Origin of the sequence: Limosilactobacillus walteri, assembly GCF_014830205.1 — a bacterium.
Lineage (GTDB): Bacteria > Bacillota > Bacilli > Lactobacillales > Lactobacillaceae > Limosilactobacillus > Limosilactobacillus walteri.
Genome location: NZ_QORN01000015.1, coordinates 1 through 19,397 on the forward strand (window position 1 = coordinate 1; position 19,397 = coordinate 19,397).

The 19,397-nt window shown below is 39.1% G+C and carries 21 protein-coding genes and 1 pseudogene; 8 read left to right on the forward strand and 14 right to left on the reverse strand.

The window, feature by feature from the left end; translation table 11 throughout:
* Nucleotides 1–141 precede the first annotated feature (141 nt).
* The 9 genes and pseudogenes from DTK66_RS03835 to DTK66_RS03875 all read right to left on the reverse strand — a co-directional run bounded on the left by DTK66_RS03835 (nt 142) and on the right by DTK66_RS03875 (nt 7,848).
* Nucleotides 142–645 carry a shikimate kinase gene (locus DTK66_RS03835; protein WP_225208988.1) on the reverse strand — a complete coding sequence of 168 codons (504 nt, stop codon included), beginning with the start codon at nt 643–645 and terminating at the stop codon, nt 142–144.
* Between the two features lies 1 nt (nt 646).
* Nucleotides 647–1,724 (reverse strand): annotated as a pseudogene (locus DTK66_RS03840) (prephenate dehydrogenase).
* Nucleotides 1,725–1,726: 2 nt separating this feature from the next.
* A complete protein-coding gene (gene aroA, locus DTK66_RS03845) occupies nt 1,727–3,019 on the reverse strand; it encodes a 3-phosphoshikimate 1-carboxyvinyltransferase (RefSeq protein WP_191667842.1) in 1,293 nt (430 codons plus the stop codon).
* Nucleotides 2,997–3,548: a hypothetical protein gene (locus DTK66_RS03850; protein ID WP_191667843.1), complete on the reverse strand. Its 552-nt coding sequence runs from the start codon at nt 3,546–3,548 to the stop codon at nt 2,997–2,999. Before DTK66_RS03850 ends, aroA begins: the two co-directional genes overlap by 23 nt.
* Complete coding sequence (gene aroC / locus DTK66_RS03855) at nt 3,548–4,720, reverse strand: chorismate synthase (RefSeq protein ID WP_191667844.1); 1,173 nt, start codon at nt 4,718–4,720, stop codon at nt 3,548–3,550. The genes DTK66_RS03850 and aroC overlap by 1 nt, the downstream gene beginning before the upstream one ends.
* Nucleotides 4,721–4,725: 5 nt before the next feature.
* On the reverse strand, nt 4,726–4,998 hold the full coding sequence (locus DTK66_RS03860; protein WP_153931082.1) for a chorismate mutase: 273 nt from the start codon (nt 4,996–4,998) through the stop codon (nt 4,726–4,728).
* A gap of 11 nt (nt 4,999–5,009) precedes the next feature.
* Nucleotides 5,010–5,765 carry a type I 3-dehydroquinate dehydratase gene (gene aroD, locus DTK66_RS03865; protein WP_191667845.1) on the reverse strand — a complete coding sequence of 252 codons (756 nt, stop codon included), beginning with the start codon at nt 5,763–5,765 and terminating at the stop codon, nt 5,010–5,012.
* The gene (locus DTK66_RS03870) at nt 5,766–6,644 is read right to left on the reverse strand and encodes a shikimate dehydrogenase (protein WP_153931084.1); all 879 of its coding nucleotides are present in this window, start codon (nt 6,642–6,644) and stop codon (nt 5,766–5,768) included. It abuts the gene before it with no gap.
* Complete coding sequence (locus tag DTK66_RS03875) at nt 6,631–7,848, reverse strand: MFS transporter (protein ID WP_191667846.1); 1,218 nt, start codon at nt 7,846–7,848, stop codon at nt 6,631–6,633. Before DTK66_RS03875 ends, DTK66_RS03870 begins: the two co-directional genes overlap by 14 nt.
* A gap of 437 nt (nt 7,849–8,285) precedes the next feature.
* Here DTK66_RS03875 and DTK66_RS03880 point away from each other — a divergent pair, with 437 nt between their 5' ends.
* Nucleotides 8,286–9,407 (forward strand): glycerol dehydrogenase, encoded by a 1,122-nt coding sequence (locus DTK66_RS03880; protein ID WP_191667847.1) that lies wholly within the window; start codon nt 8,286–8,288, stop codon nt 9,405–9,407.
* Nucleotides 9,408–9,498: 91 nt separating this feature from the next.
* Here DTK66_RS03880 and DTK66_RS03885 read toward each other — a convergent pair whose 3' ends face one another.
* The 4 genes from DTK66_RS03885 to DTK66_RS03900 form a co-directional block, all read right to left on the reverse strand.
* Complete coding sequence (locus DTK66_RS03885) at nt 9,499–10,728, reverse strand: ABC transporter permease (RefSeq protein ID WP_225208989.1); 1,230 nt, start codon at nt 10,726–10,728, stop codon at nt 9,499–9,501.
* A complete protein-coding gene (locus DTK66_RS03890; RefSeq protein ID WP_191667848.1) occupies nt 10,721–11,626 on the reverse strand; it encodes an ABC transporter ATP-binding protein in 906 nt (301 codons plus the stop codon). The genes DTK66_RS03885 and DTK66_RS03890 overlap by 8 nt, the downstream gene beginning before the upstream one ends.
* A gap of 67 nt (nt 11,627–11,693) precedes the next feature.
* Nucleotides 11,694–12,548, reverse strand: a complete 855-nt coding sequence (locus DTK66_RS03895; RefSeq protein ID WP_191667849.1) for an alpha/beta hydrolase — start codon at nt 12,546–12,548, stop codon at nt 11,694–11,696.
* Between the two features lie 26 nt (nt 12,549–12,574).
* The gene (locus DTK66_RS03900) at nt 12,575–13,804 is read right to left on the reverse strand and encodes a D-alanyl-D-alanine carboxypeptidase family protein (RefSeq protein WP_153931088.1); all 1,230 of its coding nucleotides are present in this window, start codon (nt 13,802–13,804) and stop codon (nt 12,575–12,577) included.
* Between the two features lie 70 nt (nt 13,805–13,874).
* Here DTK66_RS03900 and DTK66_RS03905 point away from each other — a divergent pair, with 70 nt between their 5' ends.
* Complete coding sequence (locus DTK66_RS03905) at nt 13,875–14,456, forward strand: hypothetical protein (protein ID WP_153931089.1); 582 nt, start codon at nt 13,875–13,877, stop codon at nt 14,454–14,456.
* A gap of 198 nt (nt 14,457–14,654) precedes the next feature.
* On the opposite strand, the gene DTK66_RS03910 is transcribed toward DTK66_RS03905, so the two are convergent.
* Entirely contained in the window at nt 14,655–15,311 is a 657-nt protein-coding gene (locus tag DTK66_RS03910; protein ID WP_191667850.1) for a L,D-transpeptidase, read from the reverse strand.
* A gap of 190 nt (nt 15,312–15,501) precedes the next feature.
* On the opposite strand from DTK66_RS03910, the gene DTK66_RS03915 reads away from it, so the two are divergent.
* From DTK66_RS03915 to DTK66_RS03935, 6 genes are all read left to right on the forward strand, one after another.
* Entirely contained in the window at nt 15,502–15,753 is a 252-nt protein-coding gene (locus tag DTK66_RS03915) for a hypothetical protein (protein ID WP_172971302.1), read from the forward strand.
* A 107-nt stretch (nt 15,754–15,860) separates the two neighbouring features.
* The gene (locus tag DTK66_RS03920; RefSeq protein WP_191667851.1) at nt 15,861–17,243 is read left to right on the forward strand and encodes a L,D-transpeptidase family protein; all 1,383 of its coding nucleotides are present in this window, start codon (nt 15,861–15,863) and stop codon (nt 17,241–17,243) included.
* A 132-nt stretch (nt 17,244–17,375) separates the two neighbouring features.
* Complete coding sequence (locus DTK66_RS10980; protein WP_225208990.1) at nt 17,376–17,573, forward strand: EamA family transporter; 198 nt, start codon at nt 17,376–17,378, stop codon at nt 17,571–17,573.
* On the forward strand, nt 17,560–17,943 hold the full coding sequence (locus DTK66_RS03925; protein WP_225208991.1) for a DMT family transporter: 384 nt from the start codon (nt 17,560–17,562) through the stop codon (nt 17,941–17,943). The genes DTK66_RS10980 and DTK66_RS03925 overlap by 14 nt, the downstream gene beginning before the upstream one ends.
* 206 nt (nt 17,944–18,149) lie before the next feature.
* Entirely contained in the window at nt 18,150–18,788 is a 639-nt protein-coding gene (locus tag DTK66_RS03930; RefSeq protein WP_191667852.1) for an NAD(P)H-hydrate epimerase, read from the forward strand.
* Nucleotides 18,789–18,888: 100 nt separating this feature from the next.
* On the forward strand, nt 18,889–19,383 hold the full coding sequence (locus DTK66_RS03935; protein ID WP_153931534.1) for a winged helix DNA-binding protein: 495 nt from the start codon (nt 18,889–18,891) through the stop codon (nt 19,381–19,383).
* Nucleotides 19,384–19,397: the final 14 nt, after the last annotated feature.

A 19,397-nucleotide genomic window follows, 5' to 3' on the forward strand; every position in this document is an offset into this window, starting at 1 on the left:
ATAGGAGACTTATGTCACAGTCCCTTTACTATTTTAAAGAACGATCGCAAATAACCACAAGGTTTGCGTCTAAGGACGAACGATAATCAGCTCGTACCGTGCTAACCACCACCTTGGCGAAAAGGTTATTTACCCTTCCTTTTATTTTTGAAGATATTTAATTATTTCCTGGGTAATTTCTGCTGGTGTTCGATCATCAGTCATAATGCTAACATCAGCACAACGATCATAAAATGGCTGCCGATCACGTTGTAATTGGCGAATGCCAGCAACATCTAATTTATTCCCCAGCGGTCGGTTATCCTGTTGCTGAAGACGCCGATAAGTTTCTGCGGGACTAGCAACTAAGAGAATAACCGGAACGCCTGCCTGACGAAGCAGCTGCAGGTTATCCGCGCGCAACGGTGTTCCTCCGCCAGTCGCAAGGATCCCCGAAAAGCCTATACTCTGTTGTAATACATCGTGTTCGATTTGGCGAAAACCTTTTTCACCACTTTGCGCAAAAATCTGCGGAATAGTTTGCTGCTGTTGCCGTTCAATCTCGCGGTCTAAGTCAAGAACCGGTTCAGCTAGCTGCTGTCCCAGAAACTGACTGATCGTTGTCTTCCCGCTGCCCATAAAGCCAATTAATATTAATTTCATCATTTCACCTCGTTACGATTTCATACTCATCTGCCAAAATATGAGCTGCTTGGTCGCGGTCTGCTGTTGTACTGAAAACCAATTGCAAAATCCCGTTAATATCTTCACGAACTTCTAAAATTTGAATATTGATTAATGAAAGGTTTTGCTTAGCCAACATCCCCGTTACCTTGGCAATCTCGCCACGTTTATCCGGAATATTAAGAAATAAATCATAGAACGGCGCCCGTACAGGCGTATTTAAACTCTCACGGCTGGTTTTCGCCTGCTGAAAGAAGTCAAATAATGCTGACCGATCCTCTTTTTTCAAGCAAGCTGCTAATATTTGCTAATCCCGTAATATAGTCATTTAACTGGTTTAAAATTAGGTCCTTATTGTTAAGCAATATTGCACTCCACATTGTCGGGTCCGAAGCAGCAATTCTCGTCACCGATTTGAATCCTCCTGCAGCTACCCGCATGCCAACTGGTTCATCTTGGAATGTCTGCTGGGTTTGGTTAACTAATTCTGCCGCAATAATATGCGGTACATGACTAATTTGGGCTACGATTTTATCATGCTGGGCCGGGCTTAGTGGGAGCCACTTAGCATTCGTTCCCGCAAGCAACCGCGTTAATTTTGTAACATCCGCTGTTTGTGATGCCGGCAGTAAAAAGTAGTAGGCATTCTCAATTAAGTCAGCCCGACCTGCTTGAACACCAGACTTATGTGAGCCGGCCATTGGGTGCCCACCGATAAAAGTCACGCCACGTTGCGTTAAAACCCGTGCTGCTTGCATAACAGTTTGTTTAGTACTGCCAACGTCGGTGATAATTACTCCCGGCTTTAAGTTCAGCTTAGCTAACGTAGCGATATCCTTAATAATTTGTGAAACCGGACTAGCCAAAATAATATAATCGGCCTGCCCGCTCCCTGTCATATCAGTCACGACCTTGTCCGCAATGTTATTCTCTTTTGCATATTGTAATGCTTCTTCATTGATATCACTGGCGATAATTTGCGTTTGGGGATGCGATTGCTTAATTGCGTGGGCTAATGAACTGCCAATCAAGCCTAGGCCTTTAATAAAAACTGTTTCCACCATTAATTCCTCCCCGCTAGTGTTTCTAAATCAGTAAAGAAGTCAGGATATGAAATATTAATCGCCTTTTCATCAGTTAAGGTTAATTCATCGCTTGCTTTTAAGGCTGCTACTGCATCCATCATCCCGATTCGATGGTCCCCATGACTCGCTAATTGTGAATTACAAACTTGCCAAGTTGCCTGACCATCAATAATCATGCCATCCGGCAGTTCTTCTACATGAACCCCTAATTTCCGTAATTCTTCAACAACAGTTTTGATGCGGTCCGTTTCTTTTACCCGCAATTCCTCGGCGCCAGTAATTTTACTTTGACCGTTAGCACAAGCTGCTAGCAGGGCAACCAATGGCAACTCATCAATTAAGCTTGGAATCATCGCTGCCCCCACATTAATTGGCTGAAGTTCACTGCTTTTAACGGTAATATTGCCCAACGGTTCACCCTTTGTCGGCAATTCCTCAATCGATAGTTTAGCTCCCATTTTCTGCAATACTTGAATAATACCTGTGCGAGTCGGGTTCAGGTTAACACGTTGCAATGTTAGCTCTGAATTAGGAACAATCGTCCCCGCAACAAGGAAAAAGGCAGCTGAAGAGATATCTCCTGGTACTTCAACTACTTGCCCCGTTAAATGAGGCTGCGGTGTTACTGAAATAATTCGTTCATTACTCGTTGTGATTTCAGCCCCAAATTGTTGGAGCATAATCTCAGTGTGGTTTCTTGTTGGCAATTTCTCAATAATCGTTGACTTGCCGTCTGCTTGCAATGCAGCAAAAATCAAAGCACTCTTAACCTGTGCACTAGCCACCGTCATATGATATTCAGCATGATGCAAAGGGTGACCGATAACCTTTGCAGGCAATGTTCCTGAAGAAGCTAGTTCAATTTCTCCCCCAAATGCCTTTAAGGGTTGACTGACCCGTTCCATCGGTCGTCGTTGAAGGGAAGAATCACCTACCAAAGTGGTAGCAAAGGGGGTTCCTGCTAAAATCCCCATCATTAAGCGCGTTGTTGTCCCAGAATTTCCCATATTTAATGGTTTCGCCGCCGGTCTTAAGTGGTTAAACCCATGACCATGAACTAACACGTCATTATCGGCTTGTTCAATTACAACACCAAGTTCTCTAAACGCCTGCATCGTTGATCGACAATCTTCACCATTGAGGAAGTGATGAATCATTGTCTCACCATGACTGATAGCCCCTAGCATTATTGCCCGGTGTGAGATACTCTTATCTCCCGGAACCATCAAAGTACCATGTAAGCCATTTTTAGCTGGTAGCAACGTTTTCATCGTTTCTTCCTCCTATTTGGTAAATTCCCCACAGCATTTGGGTAGTATATTCCTGGTTAATTTTTATTCCCGCCTTTAAGCGAACAAATTTCTTACTAGTCAAAGCATATTGGCCGTTATTTATAAATCGTTGATAAGCCTCATATTTACTCGGAACCGTTACAATGGTTATATTTTCAGCAACGCTTGCCCGCAATAGTTCTAACGTGGCGGCATGAGTATAAGCAACTGACGAACTAGGATCATCACGTTGCAGTAATACCATGGGCGCCAGTTCAGTCACTAGACTATCAACTAATTTTAGTTGGTTAGCATAGCGATAGTGTAAGTCACCCCAACTATCTCCTTGCTGATTGCGAAACGCTGCCGGAACTATCAAATAATCCTCCCTTAATTGTTCAAGGTGCTGATAGATATCTTCAAAACTAGGATGTAAGGTAATGCGGCCGTTAAGGTTTTGCTTCCGAAGATAAGTTACGGCTGCTTGATAACTATCCGTTTCAGCTGGTCCCAAGGTATGAATAATCATTAGTATTCCACCAATTCTTGCCGGTAACGATTAATTTCATCTTTAAGCCGGCCAATATTCGAGGATTCAAAGGCGTCCGTTATTGCTTTCGCTAGTTCAATTGCGACAACATTTTCAACAACAATTGATGCTGGTACAATCGCCGTCGTATCTGAGCGCTCAACATTTGCTTTTAACGGTTCCTTCGTATTTACGTCGACCGTTTGCAATGGTTTGTAAAGGGTCGGGATTGGCTTCATTGCCGCATTAATAATAATTGGCATCCCATTAGTCATGCCACCTTCAAAACCGCCAAGATGGTTAGTAAGGCGGGAAAAGCCCTTTGTCGAGTCATAATTTATTTCGTCCATTACCTGACTGCCCAAACTTGCAGCATCCTTAAACCCGTCACCAAAACTAACGCCCTTAATCGCGTTAACGCCCATAACGGCACCGGCTAACTTAGCATCTAACTTAGTATCCCAACTAATATAGCTCCCTAAGCCAGCAGGAACATTCTCAACTACCACCCGGATAACTCCGCCAAGTGTATCTCCCTCGCGCTTTGTCCGGTCAATTAAGTCATGGATTAAAGTAACCTTATCTTGATTGAGGATGCGCAGGTCATTAGCTGCCACTTGTTTTTGTATTTGGGGAACTGTTAGTGCCTGCGAAGGCTCGGTATCAATTTTTACCGGCCCCACTTGCTGAACGTAACCGATTATTTGAATATCAAGGGCCGCCAACAGTTGTTCACAAATATTTCCAATCGCAACCCGCATTGCTGTCTCACGGGCCGAAGAACGTTCCAGAACATTTCGTAAGTCGCGGTGCCGATATTTCATCCCGCCAACTAAATCTGCATGACCAGGACGGGGATGTTCAACCCGCCGAACAGTGTTGGCTGGGGTTGCTGGACTAGTCGGATTCATAATTTCAGACCAATGCGCATGGTCCCGATTTTTTACAATTAAGGCCAGTGGTGAACCCAGAGTGACGCCATGACGTAAGCCGCCAACTATTTCAACTTGGTCATGTTCAATTTTTTGCCGATTCCCACGACCATAACCTCCTTGCCGGCTTGCAAGCGCTTGGTTAATTTTTTCAATATCAATTGTTAAACCGGCTGGGATTCCTTCAATAATCCCTGTTAGTTGCGGGCCATGTGATTCTCCTGCTGTAATATAATGCATCTAATTCAATCCTTTCGTTGGCGCTTTTGGTATTCTCGTGAACGTTGCATAATTTCTTGATAAATTTCTTGGAGGTATGGGAGAAGGTCAGAGCGATTAGTTAAACCTGCTACTTTAGCAAGCACCTGTTGTTCCCGTTTGGCATCAAGTATCGGTAAATCATGTTGACGCTTATAATCATTTACCTCTGTTACCACGTTAAAACGCTCTTCAAGAAGTTTTACCAGCTGTTGATCAAGTTCATTGATTTTCTTTCGACTTGTTGATAAATCTTCCATATTGACCCTCCTTACTCATGTAGTACATCTAGAATTTCACTTAATTTAGCTACTGCCAATTGACCAGGCGCCGATGCTTTCCCAACGGTACCGAAACTGATACAGGAACCAAAAATTTCTCCACCAATTCGGATGATTTTCCCTTGTTGTCCCATGCCAATCGCCACTAATGGAATCCCATCTGTCAAATCAGCATGATGAAGACTAACTCTTAAAATCGTTAATAAGTCTTCTCGCGACTGTGGCATAACCGCGAATTTTGCGATATCAGCACCAAGATCAGCCATTCGTTCAATCCGCGCTTGCAGGACAGTTGCCGACGGTGTTTGGGAAAAATCATGATTACTCATAATAACTTTTACTTGCTCATTATGTGCTAACCGAACTAACGGCAGAATTGCTGTTGGCGGTTGCAAAACTTCAATATCAATCAAATCGACTAAATGACTTTTAATTAATTCGCGGTAAATATTAATATATTCCGCAATCGTTGGCTGATAATTACCACCCTCATTTTTTGTTCTGAGAGTAACTAATAATGGGCGGTCTTCTAAAATCTGACGTAACACCCGAGCAGTTTCAATGATTGCTGCCCTGTTATGAATCTTAGCGAAAAAGTCCAGCCGCCATTCAACCATATCAATCGGCTCTTGGCAGGCTTGTTTCGCAGCACTAACTAGTGCCCCTGTTGTTGCCTCTACTAACGGAACTGCAATTTTAGGTTTACCCGCCCCGATTTCAAGGCCGTTTACTTCAACTGTCCGCATCTATTCTTGCTCCTCGTCAAATAATAACTGATGAATATATTCAACAGGCATCGCTACTCCAGTCCAAAGCTTAAAGGCTTCCGCGCCTTGTTCGAGCATCATCCCCAAGCCATTGAGGACGTGTTTAACACCAGCCTCTTTAGCAACTTTCATGAGCTTTGTTTCTCGCGGCGCATAAACTGTATCAAAAACAATCATATCCTTATGGAACCATCCCGGATCTTCAACAAGGGTCATGTCTTCCAGCGGTTTCATTCCCACCCCAGTTGAATCACAGTAAATATCAGCTGTCGCTAACTCATGCTTGAAATCATCGCGATCCTCCAAATGATGCAAGCTGGCATGACAGTTTGTCTGCGAATTAATCATTTCAACATTCTTCTTAGCCTGTTGCCACTGGGCATCTTGCCGGTTAAAAATCGCAATCTCTTTTACCCCATCTAATGCGGCTTGAATGGCAATCGGGGTTCCTGCACCACCAGCACCAGTTAACACCATTTTCTTGCCCCGGATATCCAAGCCTTCATCCGCTAGCGATTTCATAAAGCCGGTTCCGTCAGTAGTATAGCCAGTTAATACGCCATTATCATTTACCACAGTATTGACCGCTCCAGCCATCTCAGCTGCTGGCGATAGTTTGTCGAGGAGCGGTAAAATTTTTTGTTTATTTGGCATTGAAACATTTGATCCCCGCATCTCAAGCGTGCGAATCGCCTGCACCGCATCCGCTAATTGGTCATTACCCACTTCAAAAGCAAGATAGGCGTAATTTAAGCCTAATTTAGCAAAAGCATTGTTATGCATCGTTGGTGACATTGAGTGTCTGATTGGTGTTGCCATAAGGCCAATTAAAATCGTGTGTCCATCAATTCGTTCCATTCTTAATCTTCCCCTTTGTATTTAATAAAGCTAAAATAACCATTAAAATTGTTCCACTAACGGCAACTGCTAGGTCCCCCGCAAATGCTAATTGAATACTATGCGCGGATAAAACACCCGTAATTAGCGGAACCGTGAATGAGGCGATACTGCCAAAAAAGTAAAATGCTCCGGTCACCATGCCACGATGGCGGGGGTAAAGGTTCATGAAAACCGTTAATCCCGTCTGCATAATTCCACCAGCAGCACTAAATCCAAATACCAAACTGGCTACACTGACAAGGTTAATATTATTCCCCGCAATTAGGATAATGAGTAACGCGATAACTGCCGTTAAATTCAAACTAACCAATAAAGTCATTTCATTAACATTCCGCTTTAACAAAATAAATAAAGTAATTACTCCTATAATTGAACCAACACTGTAAAGCGATAAGAGTGTATGAGCAGCAAGGTTGCCGTACCCGAGGGACTTCTGCGCAAAAAGGGTAATCCACTGTGTAAACCAAATCATCACAGCCATGGATGAGTAACCGTATCCGAGCAGGAGGATTGTTGCAACCATTTTCCTAATTGACTTCTTAGGTCGACGAACCGTTTGTTGATGGTGACGGAGCGTTACCCGTTGAATTTTAGGAAATTTGATAGTGCTCATATTAATCATATTTGTAATAATCAATACCGCCATTACAATAAAGGACCAACCAAACCATAAATTATTAGCCGATAAAGCCGCGACAATTAATGGCAAGATAAATTCCCCAAGCGAAACAAAGCCTTTAATTAAAATCGTATCGTAGCCTTTACCATTATTCATTTCTACTAAAGTCGTGTATGTCCCTGCATCTAGTGCCGAATTAGCAATTCCTGCTAAAATCGCTAGACCATAAGCAACCGGAATACTGTGTGTCATTACCATCCCAATAGCAAAAATCAAGTAACAGGCCATGCCAATAAACACAAACAATTTTCGACTAAGCATATCAGCTAAGGTTCCAGTTATTAGGTAAGCAATTAACCGCCCGATTCCAATTCCCGAAATAACAAAAGATACTGTTTTAATCGGTACTTGCCAGACACTCCCAAGAGCAACCATATTTTGCGCTAAGATAATGATTCCAAAACCATGAATCAAGTAGTTCAAGTAAAGGCTCAGTGACAAGCGACGTTTATTAATCTGTGATTCGGCAACAGGCATTTCCATATCTCTTCTCTCCCTTTAATAATCATAAAAAAGCGCTAACCAGATCTGAGACTCAGTCAATCTAGTTAGCGCCTTGGGCGATATGTCAATTCGCCGTAATTATATACAGGAACCCTGAATATCTCGCTCTACTAGACTAACACCTAGCAAAGCATCATTAACTCAACTCTGCTTAGGTCCGAACGTCCCAGTCCGCACCTAAACAGCACGGACCTACATAAAGTAAGCAAAGCCAAAATAATAGTTCTTAGCAGTTAATGATAATGAGGTCATCAAGAATCTTCCTTTCCGTTTAATTATTGTCTATTATTAAAACATTCTAATAATTCAAAGTCAACACTTAATTTTAAATTAATTAAATGAGCCGAAACTTCCCTCAAAGCTTTAAAAGTGATATTGTTAAAGAGTACACAAAGCATATACTGGAGGGATTTAATATGGTTGAAGAATTCGGTTCACCATCGTCTTACATTCAAGGCAAAGGTGTACTTTTCGAAAGTGATAAGTATTTACAAGACTTTGGCAAAAAGCCCTTATTATTAGCGGGCAATACGGTTTATAAAATCGTTGGTCAAAAGTTTGAAGAATACTTACAGGATAACGGTTATGATGTCACTCGCGTACAGTTTAATGGCGAGTCATCAACCAATGAAGTTGACCGAGTAACTGCTATCGGTAAAGAAAATAACGTTTCAGTAATTTACGGTCTCGGTGGTGGCAAGACAGTTGACACCGCTAAGGCTATCGCTGATAACTTACATCTACCAGTAGTAATTATGCCAACGCTTGCTTCTAATGATGCCCCTTGTTCACGACTTTCAGTTATCTATACCGATGACGGTGGCTTTGACCACTACCGGTTCTATAACCAAAATCCTGACTTAGTGTTGGTTGACACCCAAGTAATCGCGGGTGGTCCTGTTCGGATGTTAATCTCAGGAATTGCAGATGCGCTTGCAACAAATGTTGAAGCCCAAGCAGTTGCTAAGGCTAACAGCGATACAATGCTTGGCGAAAAACAAACATTGGTTGGTAATGCGATTGCGCAAAAGTGTGAGGATACTTTATTTGATTATTCCCACCTTGCTGTTGCCGCAGCCCAAGATCACGTTGTTACGCCCGCGCTCGCCAAGATTGTCGAAGCTAATACGCTGATGAGTGGCCTTGGTTTTGAGAGCGGTGGTTTATCTGGTGCGCACGCAATTCATGATGGTTTAACTATCCTTGAAGAAACCCATGACTTAACTCACGGTGAAAAAGTTGCCTATGGAACTTTAACCCAACTAATGCTCGAAGGTGCCGATGAAGAACGTTATAATAAATATTTCCAATTTATCTTATCGTTAGGTTTGCCAACAACCCTTGCAGACCTTCACCTAGAGAATGTTTCCGATGAAAAATTACTCAAGGCTGGCGAAGCTGCTTGTTCTGAACAAGATACAATGGACCGCTTACCATTTGCGGTTACTCCTGATGATGTAGCGCAAGCATTCCGTGCTGTCGATGCTTATAGTAAGCAATTTTTAAGCACCCATCGTTGTCATCACAGTCGAATGTAGACTCGTTACTTATAAAATTTAGTGAAATACATCAAAAAGCCGTTAGCGTTCATTTTTGAATGCTAACGGCTTTTATCTATCTTAAATATATTTAAGCTGTAATCCGCTTTATCATTGCCTTAATTAGGTTTTCACTACTATAAGAAAAAACATTATTCTTATATACTTTTGCAGAAAATAGATACATTATCATTACGAATATAATAGAGATCAGTAATGAAATATACCCATCACTGTAGGTTGCAGCTCCTCTTGCGATTCGGACTGGCATTAATCCTTGACTCATATATGGAAAGTAAGACAATATTTTTGAAATCGCTAAGTTGGGGTTACTTTGAGTAAGAAAGCTTAAAAAATATGGAATCAACATTAAACTTGCAACACTACTTGTGGCCTGTGAAATATCTTCAACTCTTGAAACAAATGAAGCAAAAATAGCAGCTAGAAATACATATAATACTAAAGATACAACTGTTAATAGTATAACAATAAGGATGTATTGTGCGCTTATGCCACTTAGATATTTATTTAAATCCAGAACTTTTTTATGCATTTTTTGAAGTATTAAATATCCTAAACCTCCAAGCACACTATAGATAATTATTTGAAATCCTATCAAATAAAAAATTCCTAACATTTTACCAGCATAATGTTTATCTGCCGGAATGGCTGCTGTTAAGCCTTCGATTAAATGGTTTCCTTTTTCATTTCCAATTTCAGCGCCTGTTATGCTTATATAACTGGTTAAAAAGAAAAATGCAATAATAACTGCAAACTCACTAAAATATTGTGCAGATTCTGAGTTATTTAATTTAATCGTATTACCATCATAATTAACATTTTCTTTCTGTACGTTTACATCTTTTATAATGTTTTGCCATTGTTTTTCATTAAGACCAGCTTTACTTGCCATATATTGCGATTTAAGCAGTGTTATATTTTTCTTTAACTCATTGGTTGGATCGCTCGAATTGCTACTTGCATTATATTTATAATTTATTTCAGAAAAATCGTTCTTAATATACAAAATCCCATCAACTACACCATCAGCTAAATCAATTTTTAACTTATTATTATGAGTATTAATCTTAGTATTGATTTGATATGTTGAAGTTTTTTGATTTTTTAATGCTTCTTGTATATTTTTATCTGCTACAACAGCAATGATTGCCTTATGATCTGAATTTTGATCATCAACGTATTTAGTAAATCCAATACCGATGCCTATTAAAAGAATAGGAGCGAGTATCATCCAATAATATGTTGGCGATAAAACTCTTTTTTTAAAAACCATTTTGGCTACTACCAGTATTTTATGCATTTTCCATGGCCTCCTCCTTTATAATTCTTCTAAAAATGTCATCAAGAGTTGGCTCCAACAGACGATATCCCGTTAAAGATGGTTCTTTTTTCGCTAGTTCAATTGCCTTTCTTGCATTTTCTTCGGAATCAAACGTTAGAACTTTTCCTGGAAAATCATCTTTTTGATGAACCACCCCATTAAAAACAGTTGGCTGCATCTCATTAAAAATACCTTCCAAATAAATTTTATTTTTTTCAAAATTCGATCTAATTTGGTTTATCGGCCCATATAGTTTCTGTTCGCCGTTTACTAACATAAGAATTTTATCAGAGACTTCTGTTACATTATTCATGTTATGTGAGGAAAAAATAACTGCTACTCCCTCTTCTTTTAATTGTTTTACAACTCTGATTAAAAGACTGATGTTTACTGGGTCTAACCCCGAAAAAGGCTCATCAAGAATTACTATCTTTGGCTTATGAATTAGTGTTGTAATCAATTGGACCTTTTGCTGATTGCCTTTCGACAGATTTTTTATTAATGTACGTTCAGTGCCTTTTACTGCCAATCGTTCCAACCAATCGGGTAATTCTTTACTTGCCTTCGCTTTACTATAATTATGTAATTGAGCAAAATATAATACCTGCTGTTTGATAGTCATATCTAAATACAAACCACGTTCTTCTGGTAAATATCCAATATTATCTAAAAAGTCATTACTTAGTTTTTTAGACTGTATAGTTATTTCACCAGCATCCGGCGAAAGGAAGTTTAAAATCATTTTAAATGTTGTTGATTTTCCAGCACCATTTTGACCGACTAACCCAATTACTTCTCCTTGTTCAACTTCAAAGCTTAAGTTTTTTACAGCTATAAGATTAGGGAATTTTTTAGTTACACCTTTTACACTTAACATACTTTTCCTTTCTTTAGTTCTGATTTAAGATTGAACACTTACCTGCAATTATGTTTATCTATCTTGGCTATTTTCCCCACAAAAAGTTAATTAGTGCCTTGTCTACTTGAGCATTATCATGCAATTTTGAGTGTTGCGCGTCTTTGCCAGTGATTTTAAGAACCCGATATGACTTTGCGCGCGTTCCAACTAAGTATTTAAGCGATAAAGATGAAATATTATCAACACGACCGTCTGTGTGGTCACCAACATCGCCGACAATATTAAGTACCGCGACTTGTCCCTGAGGGTATGCTTGCCGTGCACGAGTCATCTGCTGATAAGTAGCATTCATTTTATTTGGCTTTCCATTTTTATTAAGCTTCATCCCCGCTGGTTGTTGAACGGCAGCCGGAAATTGCTTAAATGTTAATCCTGCAAAATGTCCAGCAATGTCAACCTGTTTCTGCAAGCGGGGCATCTTAGGGTTTTGTCCATTTTGTAACATATAATAAATAATGGAAATATTTCCCAGGGAATGACCGACCATATTAATTTTGGTAATCTTATATCGGCTTTGTAAAGCTTTAACAACATTTGTTGCATACTCACCATTCTTATTAAAGTTAATTTGCCGATTATCCTCATAATTAACTTCGACAATCGGATTAATTGCTCCCTTATGCATTGAACCATGCAAAGTAACCTTCCCTGCGCGGTCAACATTTGCCCGCAAAACCGTATTCGTCACCCCAGCCTTTTTCGCTGCATTTACCATATGTTCTTCGGCATGATAACTACTACCCCCGCCATGAAAGAACAATGTCGGAGTAGTAGATTGCACATACTTACGATGCTTTTGCTGATGCCATATTGCACCACCAACAATGGCGATAATGATAACTATTATTGTCAGCGTAATTCCACGGTAACTCTTTTTCATATTCATTCACCCATTTCAATTAAGAATTAGTGTAGTAAGCGTTGGTAGAAATTCCCCCGCCGAACATCATTTGAACTATACAGAGAGTACATTAAAGGTTCACCATTAAGCGTTTCTAATTGATTACTGGTTATGCGCAAACTCCCAACGCGTTCATCTTTCCATATCGGCGCAACCAACTTTCCTCTTTTATTGAGAAGGTTCTTTTTATACTCAGTTCCAATCGTGTAGTCTGTCCTAGTATCATATGGGCTCCATATTGTCACTTGATGTGGTCCTAATTCCATTGTTTTCGCTGCCCCGTTAGCAACTTTACGGGTTGTTACAGAAGCAGGTACCTTGATACTTTGGAGATGTTCCTCGTTTTTTAATATCTTGTATAGCTCCTGTGTCGCCTTAAAACGATTATCTTTATCATCGCCTTTTGCGTGGAGAATCACAGTAACTATTCGGTGACCACGGTATTTCCCCGTACTTGCAAAACAGGCACCTGCACTATCAGATGTACCAGTCTTAAGGCCATCGATTTTTACTCCCTTAACTGTATAAGATTCTCCGGGTAACATTTTATTTAAGTTTTTTTCGTTTTTTACTTGGTCTTTTGCAATCTGAATCTTAACTTCTTTTTGGGCCGTAATCTGCAAAAGCTCGGGATAATGTTTTACAAGATATTGAGATAAAATAGCTACATCCCGAGCACTCATTGTATTTGAAGCATTACTAGGAAGATCAGCCAACTTGAAGTTTTTCATATCACCATTATCTAAGCCAACAGAATTGACAATATTGGTGTTAGTCATCCCGATTTTCTTAGCCTTTTGCATCATTTTCAAGTTAAATTCATCCGTGCCATCACCAGTAGCAGTCGCTAAGGCAACTGTTGCCCCGTCAGCAGATTTTACCAGTGCTGCATTGATAAGCGTCCGCACTGAATATGATTGGCCTTCTTTTAAACCAATCGTTGAATAAGAGGGGTCATTAGAAATTGCGGCTATCTCTGGCGTAATCTTTATTTGTGTATCCCACGAAAGCTGCTTTTGTTGAATCTCATCTTCAATTACTAGGATAGTTAGCAATTTGGTAATTGAAGCAACAGGAAGTGCCTTATCAGCATTTTGCTTGTAAATAATTTGGCCTGTTGATGCATCGGCCATTATTGCGGCCGTTGCGTCAATCCGGCTGCTAGCTGTTACCGTTTGTGCGCCTATGGTTAGTACAGTAAATAAGGATAAAATAAAAATTGTGAATTTTTTCATGAAATCTATTCTCCTATTTCCTTCAAGTACGGTAAGATAAACTTAGTAATAAATAATAAAGGGATTCGTTATGAATAAAGAACTAAAACACATGCTCATTATATCAATTGGCCTATTCTTCATTTTTATTTTTATCTTTAATATTTATACATATTGTACTGGTAGTTTTATTTCTCAGGCTTCTAAAGCAAGTCAAATCCTTAGTTATAATCGGCTCCGTTCGCCAAATATTCATCGTGCTTCTGAAAAATGGACATACCCCCAAATTGAAAAAAAGCAACTAGAACTAATTGCCCTAAAAAGGCCTCAAAAAATTCTAGTTGTTAATACTAGCAATCACCGTGTTATCTATGCTATTAATGCTCGAATAAATTTGCCGACCCAACAGCATCCCCTTCGTGTTCTCCATGCTCGTGGACAACAAATTTATCATATTAATGGTTCGCGACAAGCAACTGCTAAATATTGGCTTGGGATCAATAACGGATACTATATTGAAACGCCACTTACTGATATGGATAATCATCGTGTTTCACGTAACCTGCAAAAAGTAGCACCAGTTGAAAATACAATTCAAGTATCGAAGCCCGATGCCAAATGGCTCCAAGGCGTTCCAGAAAATACCCCATTGCTAATTAAGGAGGATTATTAATATGTTTTCACGATTATCGCAAGGTCGTTTTTTTAACCACTTGCTAGGGTGCGATTTAATTCTAATCGTTGTTCTGATCAGCTATAACCTTCTTACATATTTTCTTCCATTAATTAAAATTTCAATTGTCCAAGGGCTTGCTTGTTTTTTGATAATCGACTTAATTTTAATCGGGCTAAAAATATTGACTTTAAAAACTTAACCTACAATTTCAACTTTAGTACCTACTGGCAAGTTATGCTCCATCCACTGCGCATCAGGTATTGAAAGCCGTATACATCCGTGTGATCCTTGCGTCTTTCCCAACTTAGCTGCTTCTTTTTCATTATATTGACCATCTGCTTTAGTTGGGACACTGTGAAAAAGATATTCACCATGATTTTTCCATGAAACATAATAATTAGCCCCTTCTTTCAAGGACTGATTAAAGAAATTATCACCGCGCTCTTGTTGGACATAAAATGTTCCGGTGGGCGTAGCACTCTTCATCTGACCTGTTTTCGGGTCTTTTGCATAAACTCCGCCAGTACTATACATCGTATAAATAATTTTTGAACCATCATATAAGTAAGTTCGATTCTTTTTTAGGTCAACTTTAACCCAAAAATGCTTTACCTTACTCAGGTCAGGATAAGGAATAGTCTCTGAGGACTTATGCCAGTCAATTGGTATTCGCATGTGTTCTTCACTATTAGATGCTGATTCCCGCTTAACCGGTTCTTCTTTCACTTGCGATTCGACAACTGCTTTTTTATCATCAGGATTAGAAGCAGCATGTAATTCTGGACCAATTGCAATTATTGCTACTAACAAGCAAAATATTCCATAAATCCAATGTTTTACTCGTAAGTTCAAATTAATTTCTCCTTTACAGCTAATTCAAAACATCACTATTATATTATAGAGAATTTTTTATTCAATCTTCATTTTAGAAAGGCGTTAACAATGCGAGATAATCTTAAGGTTTCATATCTTACTGCCCTCTTTTTCTTTATTGTTGCTATTATCTATGCAAACTTTTTATAGTATTTTGTGAGGATTCATTATGACAGCAATTTTTTCCATGCTAAAAAATACTTGGCACTATATTATCAATCATAAATGGTCAAAAGATATTTTGCGAGCTAATATTCTTTTTATTTTGCTTGTGATTATCTATGACTTTTTTCACTTCTCATTAAAAATTATCAATTGGTATATTTTCTTTAAAGTTCTCATCTTATTGAACATTTGTCTTTTCTTTAAGTTCTTTTTAGATGGGATTGATCGTTATCTAAAAGCCCGCCAAAAATTATAATACTTTTATCTTATCTTTTTCATTGTGTTATTAAGTTTCCGTGCTAAGATAAAAAACGTAATTATTTTTCATATATAAATAACATTTTCGATTTGAGGGAAGATACGATGCGTTTAAATATTAAATACTGGTTAATTGGAGCTGCCGCTTTGTTAGTCGTGGTCATAACCGGTATGTATGTCCACCAAAAAAATCATTTTAATAAAAATGTCACTATTAATAATATAGCGGTAGGCGGACTTACAGCCAAACAAGCTTTCGATAAGGTAAAGGGGACCTCGGGAGCAACCAAAGTATACGTAGATAACAAACTAGTTTATCAGAGCAAGTCCACTAAAGCCGACTTTACAAATGACGAAGGCAAGTTTACCCAAGCATTAAAGAAACAGTTCACGTTATTTCCTTCTCATAAAAAGGTCAACCTATCGGTAAAGCCGTCCAATTTTGATGAAAGTTCACTTGATACAGCAAAAACTGTCGTAACTGAAAAGGTTGAGCACCTTAATAAAACTCGGCAAGCACCAGTTGATGCCTATGCTGTTTACAAAAAAGAAAAGGTAACGGTTATTTCAGCGGTCAATGGGAATAAATATGACCTTAAAAATGCCGTAAGCCAATTAAACAACCAAGCTGGCAGCAATAAAATCAATATTACCTTGCACCATGAAAAACCAATTGAAGCTAATAGCAAAACTGTCCAAAACGAAAAGCAACAATTAGCAAAACTTAAAGGCAAAGAAGTTACTTACCTAGTCCAAGATAAAAAATACAACCTATCGAGTGACCAGATTATTACCAAGGCTACTTATAAGAATGGTAAGTATAATTTTGACACTGCAGCATTAAACGACCATGTAAAAGAAATTAATGAAAAGCAGGCTACATTAGGGAAGCCATTTAAATTCAAGACTCATTCCGGCACCGAGATTACAACCGCAGCTGATGGATCATACGGCTGGAAGATTAGCACGAAAAAGGCCGCTGATTCTTTGACTAAGGCAATCATCGATGGACAAAAAGAAGTTAAGGCGGACCATGACCTCATTGGAAATGGCTACAATACTAAGGGGCTTGGTTATAACGTCACAGCTAACAATGGGATTGGTGATACTTATGCCGAAGTTTCACTTGCTGATCAACGGGCATACTTTTACCGTGACGGTAAGTGTGTGCTCACATCAGATATCGTGAGCGGAACCAATAATGAAGGTAATAAAACACCAAAGGGCGTCTGGTATATCATGTATCAACAAAGCCCTTCAGTCCTTCGCGGTCAAAATGATGACGGGTCAAACTACGCTAGCAAAGTTAACTACTGGTCACCATTTACCGAAACTGGTTGTGGTTTCCATGATGCCAGTTGGCGAAATAATTGGTCAAAAACCGCTTATCTAAAGGATGGTTCTCACGGCTGTATCAATATGCACCCGAGTGTCGCTGGTCAAGCATACCATGATCTAGAGCAAAACGAACCAGTTATCGTCTACTAAGGATCAGGTAGCGTAAACCTAGACTTTAATTTTTATCCTATAGCAAAGGAGGCTACATCATGATCTTTGCACCATTACGCGGATGTGATGTTCCAACTCGCCGTTAAAAATTAATTTAACGGAGGGATATAAATGAAAAAATCAAATAAAGTTGTCGGAAGCCTTTTATTGAGTATCGCTGCTAGTATCTGGGGCGGAATGTTCGTTGTTGTTAAGAGTATTGTAACAATTATTCCCCCAATAGAATTAGTTTGGTGTCGGTATGTCGTTGCCATTTTATTCTTACTCTTATTTTGCTGGTTTAACCTGGGCTTTAATGTCGGTTATTAATAAAATGATTGATCCTCAATATGATGTTCTAGAAATCACAACCGTTTCAACCGCGGTCGCTATCATCTGTTTAACACCATTTGTGATTAACAATTGGTCAGCAACATTCGGAAATGTCAATATCCTAGCGTTTAATGTTTGGGGCGCGCTTCTTTACTTAGGAGCAATATCAACAGCGACTGCTTTCATCATGTGGAATCGGGGACTCCAATTAATGCAAGCTGCAAGTTCCGGCTTATTTTTCCTATTTCAACCAGTTGTCGGTACACTATTAGGCTGGGCCATTCTAAATGAGCAAATTACATGGTCCTTTATAGTCGGCACATTATTAATCGCTCTAAGTATTTGGTATAATATTCGATTTGACTAGTCTTAAGGTCAACCTTTTCATTTAAGAGAAGGCTGACCTTCTTTATTAAAGATACCTCTATAACTATATACGAATAAGCAAACGATTTTTTAATTAGAATTTAGTTAAAGTTATATTTAATCCCAACCACTATAACCGAATAACTTTCTTAGCGTCTGTTTGCTAATAGTGGTACCCTTAGAATGTATTTTTAGGAGGTTTGGATTATGATAGATAAACTTGTTACTGCAGAAGAAATGCGTCATTATGATTCATATACAATCAATACAATTGGTATCCCTTCGTTAGTTTTAATGGAAAGGGCTTCCCTTGCTGTTCGTGACGAAATCCTGCATGCATTTCCTTTAAACCTTAAAAAGGTTGTTGTCGTTGCTGGTAGTGGCAATAACGGTGGGGATGGTTTAGCCGTTGCCCGCTTGCTTCATATTGCAGGAGTTCAAGTTACAATCTTAAATGTTGGTAATCCTGCTCATGCTTCTGCTGAGCACCAAACGCAAGATAAAATTTGCCGATATTATAAGATTCCACTAACTACTGATCTCACTTCGCTCAATGATGCCACCCTGATTGTTGATGCTATGTTTGGTATTGGAATTGACCGACCTGTTAAGGGACGTTATGCTGATGCTATCACTGCCATTAATAATACAAATGCTATTATCATCGCTGTTGATATGCCATCAGGGATTAATACTGATACTGGACAAGTAATGGGAGTAGCAGTTAAAGCTAATGCTACCGTGACATTTGCATATAATAAGGTCGGTTTAACTCAAAATGATGGGGCGACCTATGCTGGGCGTGTTATCGTAGCAAATGATATGGGGACATACGCAATTAATTAAGTTTAATCACTTCCAAGGCATTTTCCTATTAATACATCAATATTAATATTATTATAATAAGTGATGGAAGTTTTAGCGAATTGATTTGGAGGTAAATCGTATGTCAGAATTAACAACTAAGTTATTTTTAGATATTAAAGAATTTGAAGAATATCAATCACTCTTAAAATGTCATGTTCATATTGAAGAAGAACGACGCGGTGAATACTGCCTACCTGGTTATCCTGATCGTCATAATTTCCATCGTCTTCTTCGGATTTTGCGGCAACACAAAGACGGCCTATTAAGTCGCCAATTAATTTATGACTTTGATTATCGACCAAGTGAACTTGAGGATGCAACTAAGGCATTAGTAGCTAATAACCTTGCTACTACTAGCATTATTAACAATGAAGAATTCAAAATTCGGCTAACTGATGAAGGGATTCAAGCCGCCCATAAGCTACTGATTCGTCGTGATAAAATTGCTGAAGCAGCCTACCATACCCTAAGTGAAAAGGAACAGCGTGAACTCGATCGCCTTATTAACACATTGTTAGATGATTATAAGAATAGAAATATTAACTATAATGCACTCAAAAGTATTTGTCGCTAAATCAAAATCACATC

What these genes read in the sequence shown, in the direction of transcription:
- DTK66_RS03835 (WP_225208988.1), bottom strand. Translation starts at nt 645, where the DNA reads ATGATGAAATTAATATTAATTGGCTTTATGGGCAGCGGGAAGACAACG.
- aroA (WP_191667842.1), bottom strand. Translation starts at nt 3,019, where the DNA reads ATGAAAACGTTGCTACCAGCTAAAAATGGCTTACATGGTACTTTGATG.
- DTK66_RS03850 (WP_191667843.1), bottom strand. Translation starts at nt 3,548, where the DNA reads ATGATTATTCATACCTTGGGACCAGCTGAAACGGATAGTTATCAAGCA.
- aroC (WP_191667844.1), bottom strand. Translation starts at nt 4,720, where the DNA reads ATGCATTATATTACAGCAGGAGAATCACATGGCCCGCAACTAACAGGG.
- DTK66_RS03860 (WP_153931082.1), bottom strand. Translation starts at nt 4,998, where the DNA reads ATGGAAGATTTATCAACAAGTCGAAAGAAAATCAATGAACTTGATCAA.
- aroD (WP_191667845.1), bottom strand. Translation starts at nt 5,765, where the DNA reads ATGCGGACAGTTGAAGTAAACGGCCTTGAAATCGGGGCGGGTAAACCT.
- DTK66_RS03870 (WP_153931084.1), bottom strand. Translation starts at nt 6,644, where the DNA reads ATGGAACGAATTGATGGACACACGATTTTAATTGGCCTTATGGCAACA.
- DTK66_RS03875 (WP_191667846.1), bottom strand. Translation starts at nt 7,848, where the DNA reads ATGGAAATGCCTGTTGCCGAATCACAGATTAATAAACGTCGCTTGTCA.
- DTK66_RS03880 (WP_191667847.1), top strand. Translation starts at nt 8,286, where the DNA reads ATGGTTGAAGAATTCGGTTCACCATCGTCTTACATTCAAGGCAAAGGT.
- DTK66_RS03885 (WP_225208989.1), bottom strand. Translation starts at nt 10,728, where the DNA reads ATGCATAAAATACTGGTAGTAGCCAAAATGGTTTTTAAAAAAAGAGTT.
- DTK66_RS03890 (WP_191667848.1), bottom strand. Translation starts at nt 11,626, where the DNA reads ATGTTAAGTGTAAAAGGTGTAACTAAAAAATTCCCTAATCTTATAGCT.
- DTK66_RS03895 (WP_191667849.1), bottom strand. Translation starts at nt 12,548, where the DNA reads ATGAAAAAGAGTTACCGTGGAATTACGCTGACAATAATAGTTATCATT.
- DTK66_RS03900 (WP_153931088.1), bottom strand. Translation starts at nt 13,804, where the DNA reads ATGAAAAAATTCACAATTTTTATTTTATCCTTATTTACTGTACTAACC.
- DTK66_RS03905 (WP_153931089.1), top strand. Translation starts at nt 13,875, where the DNA reads ATGAATAAAGAACTAAAACACATGCTCATTATATCAATTGGCCTATTC.
- DTK66_RS03915 (WP_172971302.1), top strand. Translation starts at nt 15,502, where the DNA reads ATGACAGCAATTTTTTCCATGCTAAAAAATACTTGGCACTATATTATC.
- DTK66_RS03920 (WP_191667851.1), top strand. Translation starts at nt 15,861, where the DNA reads ATGCGTTTAAATATTAAATACTGGTTAATTGGAGCTGCCGCTTTGTTA.
- DTK66_RS10980 (WP_225208990.1), top strand. Translation starts at nt 17,376, where the DNA reads ATGAAAAAATCAAATAAAGTTGTCGGAAGCCTTTTATTGAGTATCGCT.
- DTK66_RS03925 (WP_225208991.1), top strand. Translation starts at nt 17,560, where the DNA reads ATGTCGGTTATTAATAAAATGATTGATCCTCAATATGATGTTCTAGAA.
- DTK66_RS03930 (WP_191667852.1), top strand. Translation starts at nt 18,150, where the DNA reads ATGATAGATAAACTTGTTACTGCAGAAGAAATGCGTCATTATGATTCA.
- DTK66_RS03935 (WP_153931534.1), top strand. Translation starts at nt 18,889, where the DNA reads ATGTCAGAATTAACAACTAAGTTATTTTTAGATATTAAAGAATTTGAA.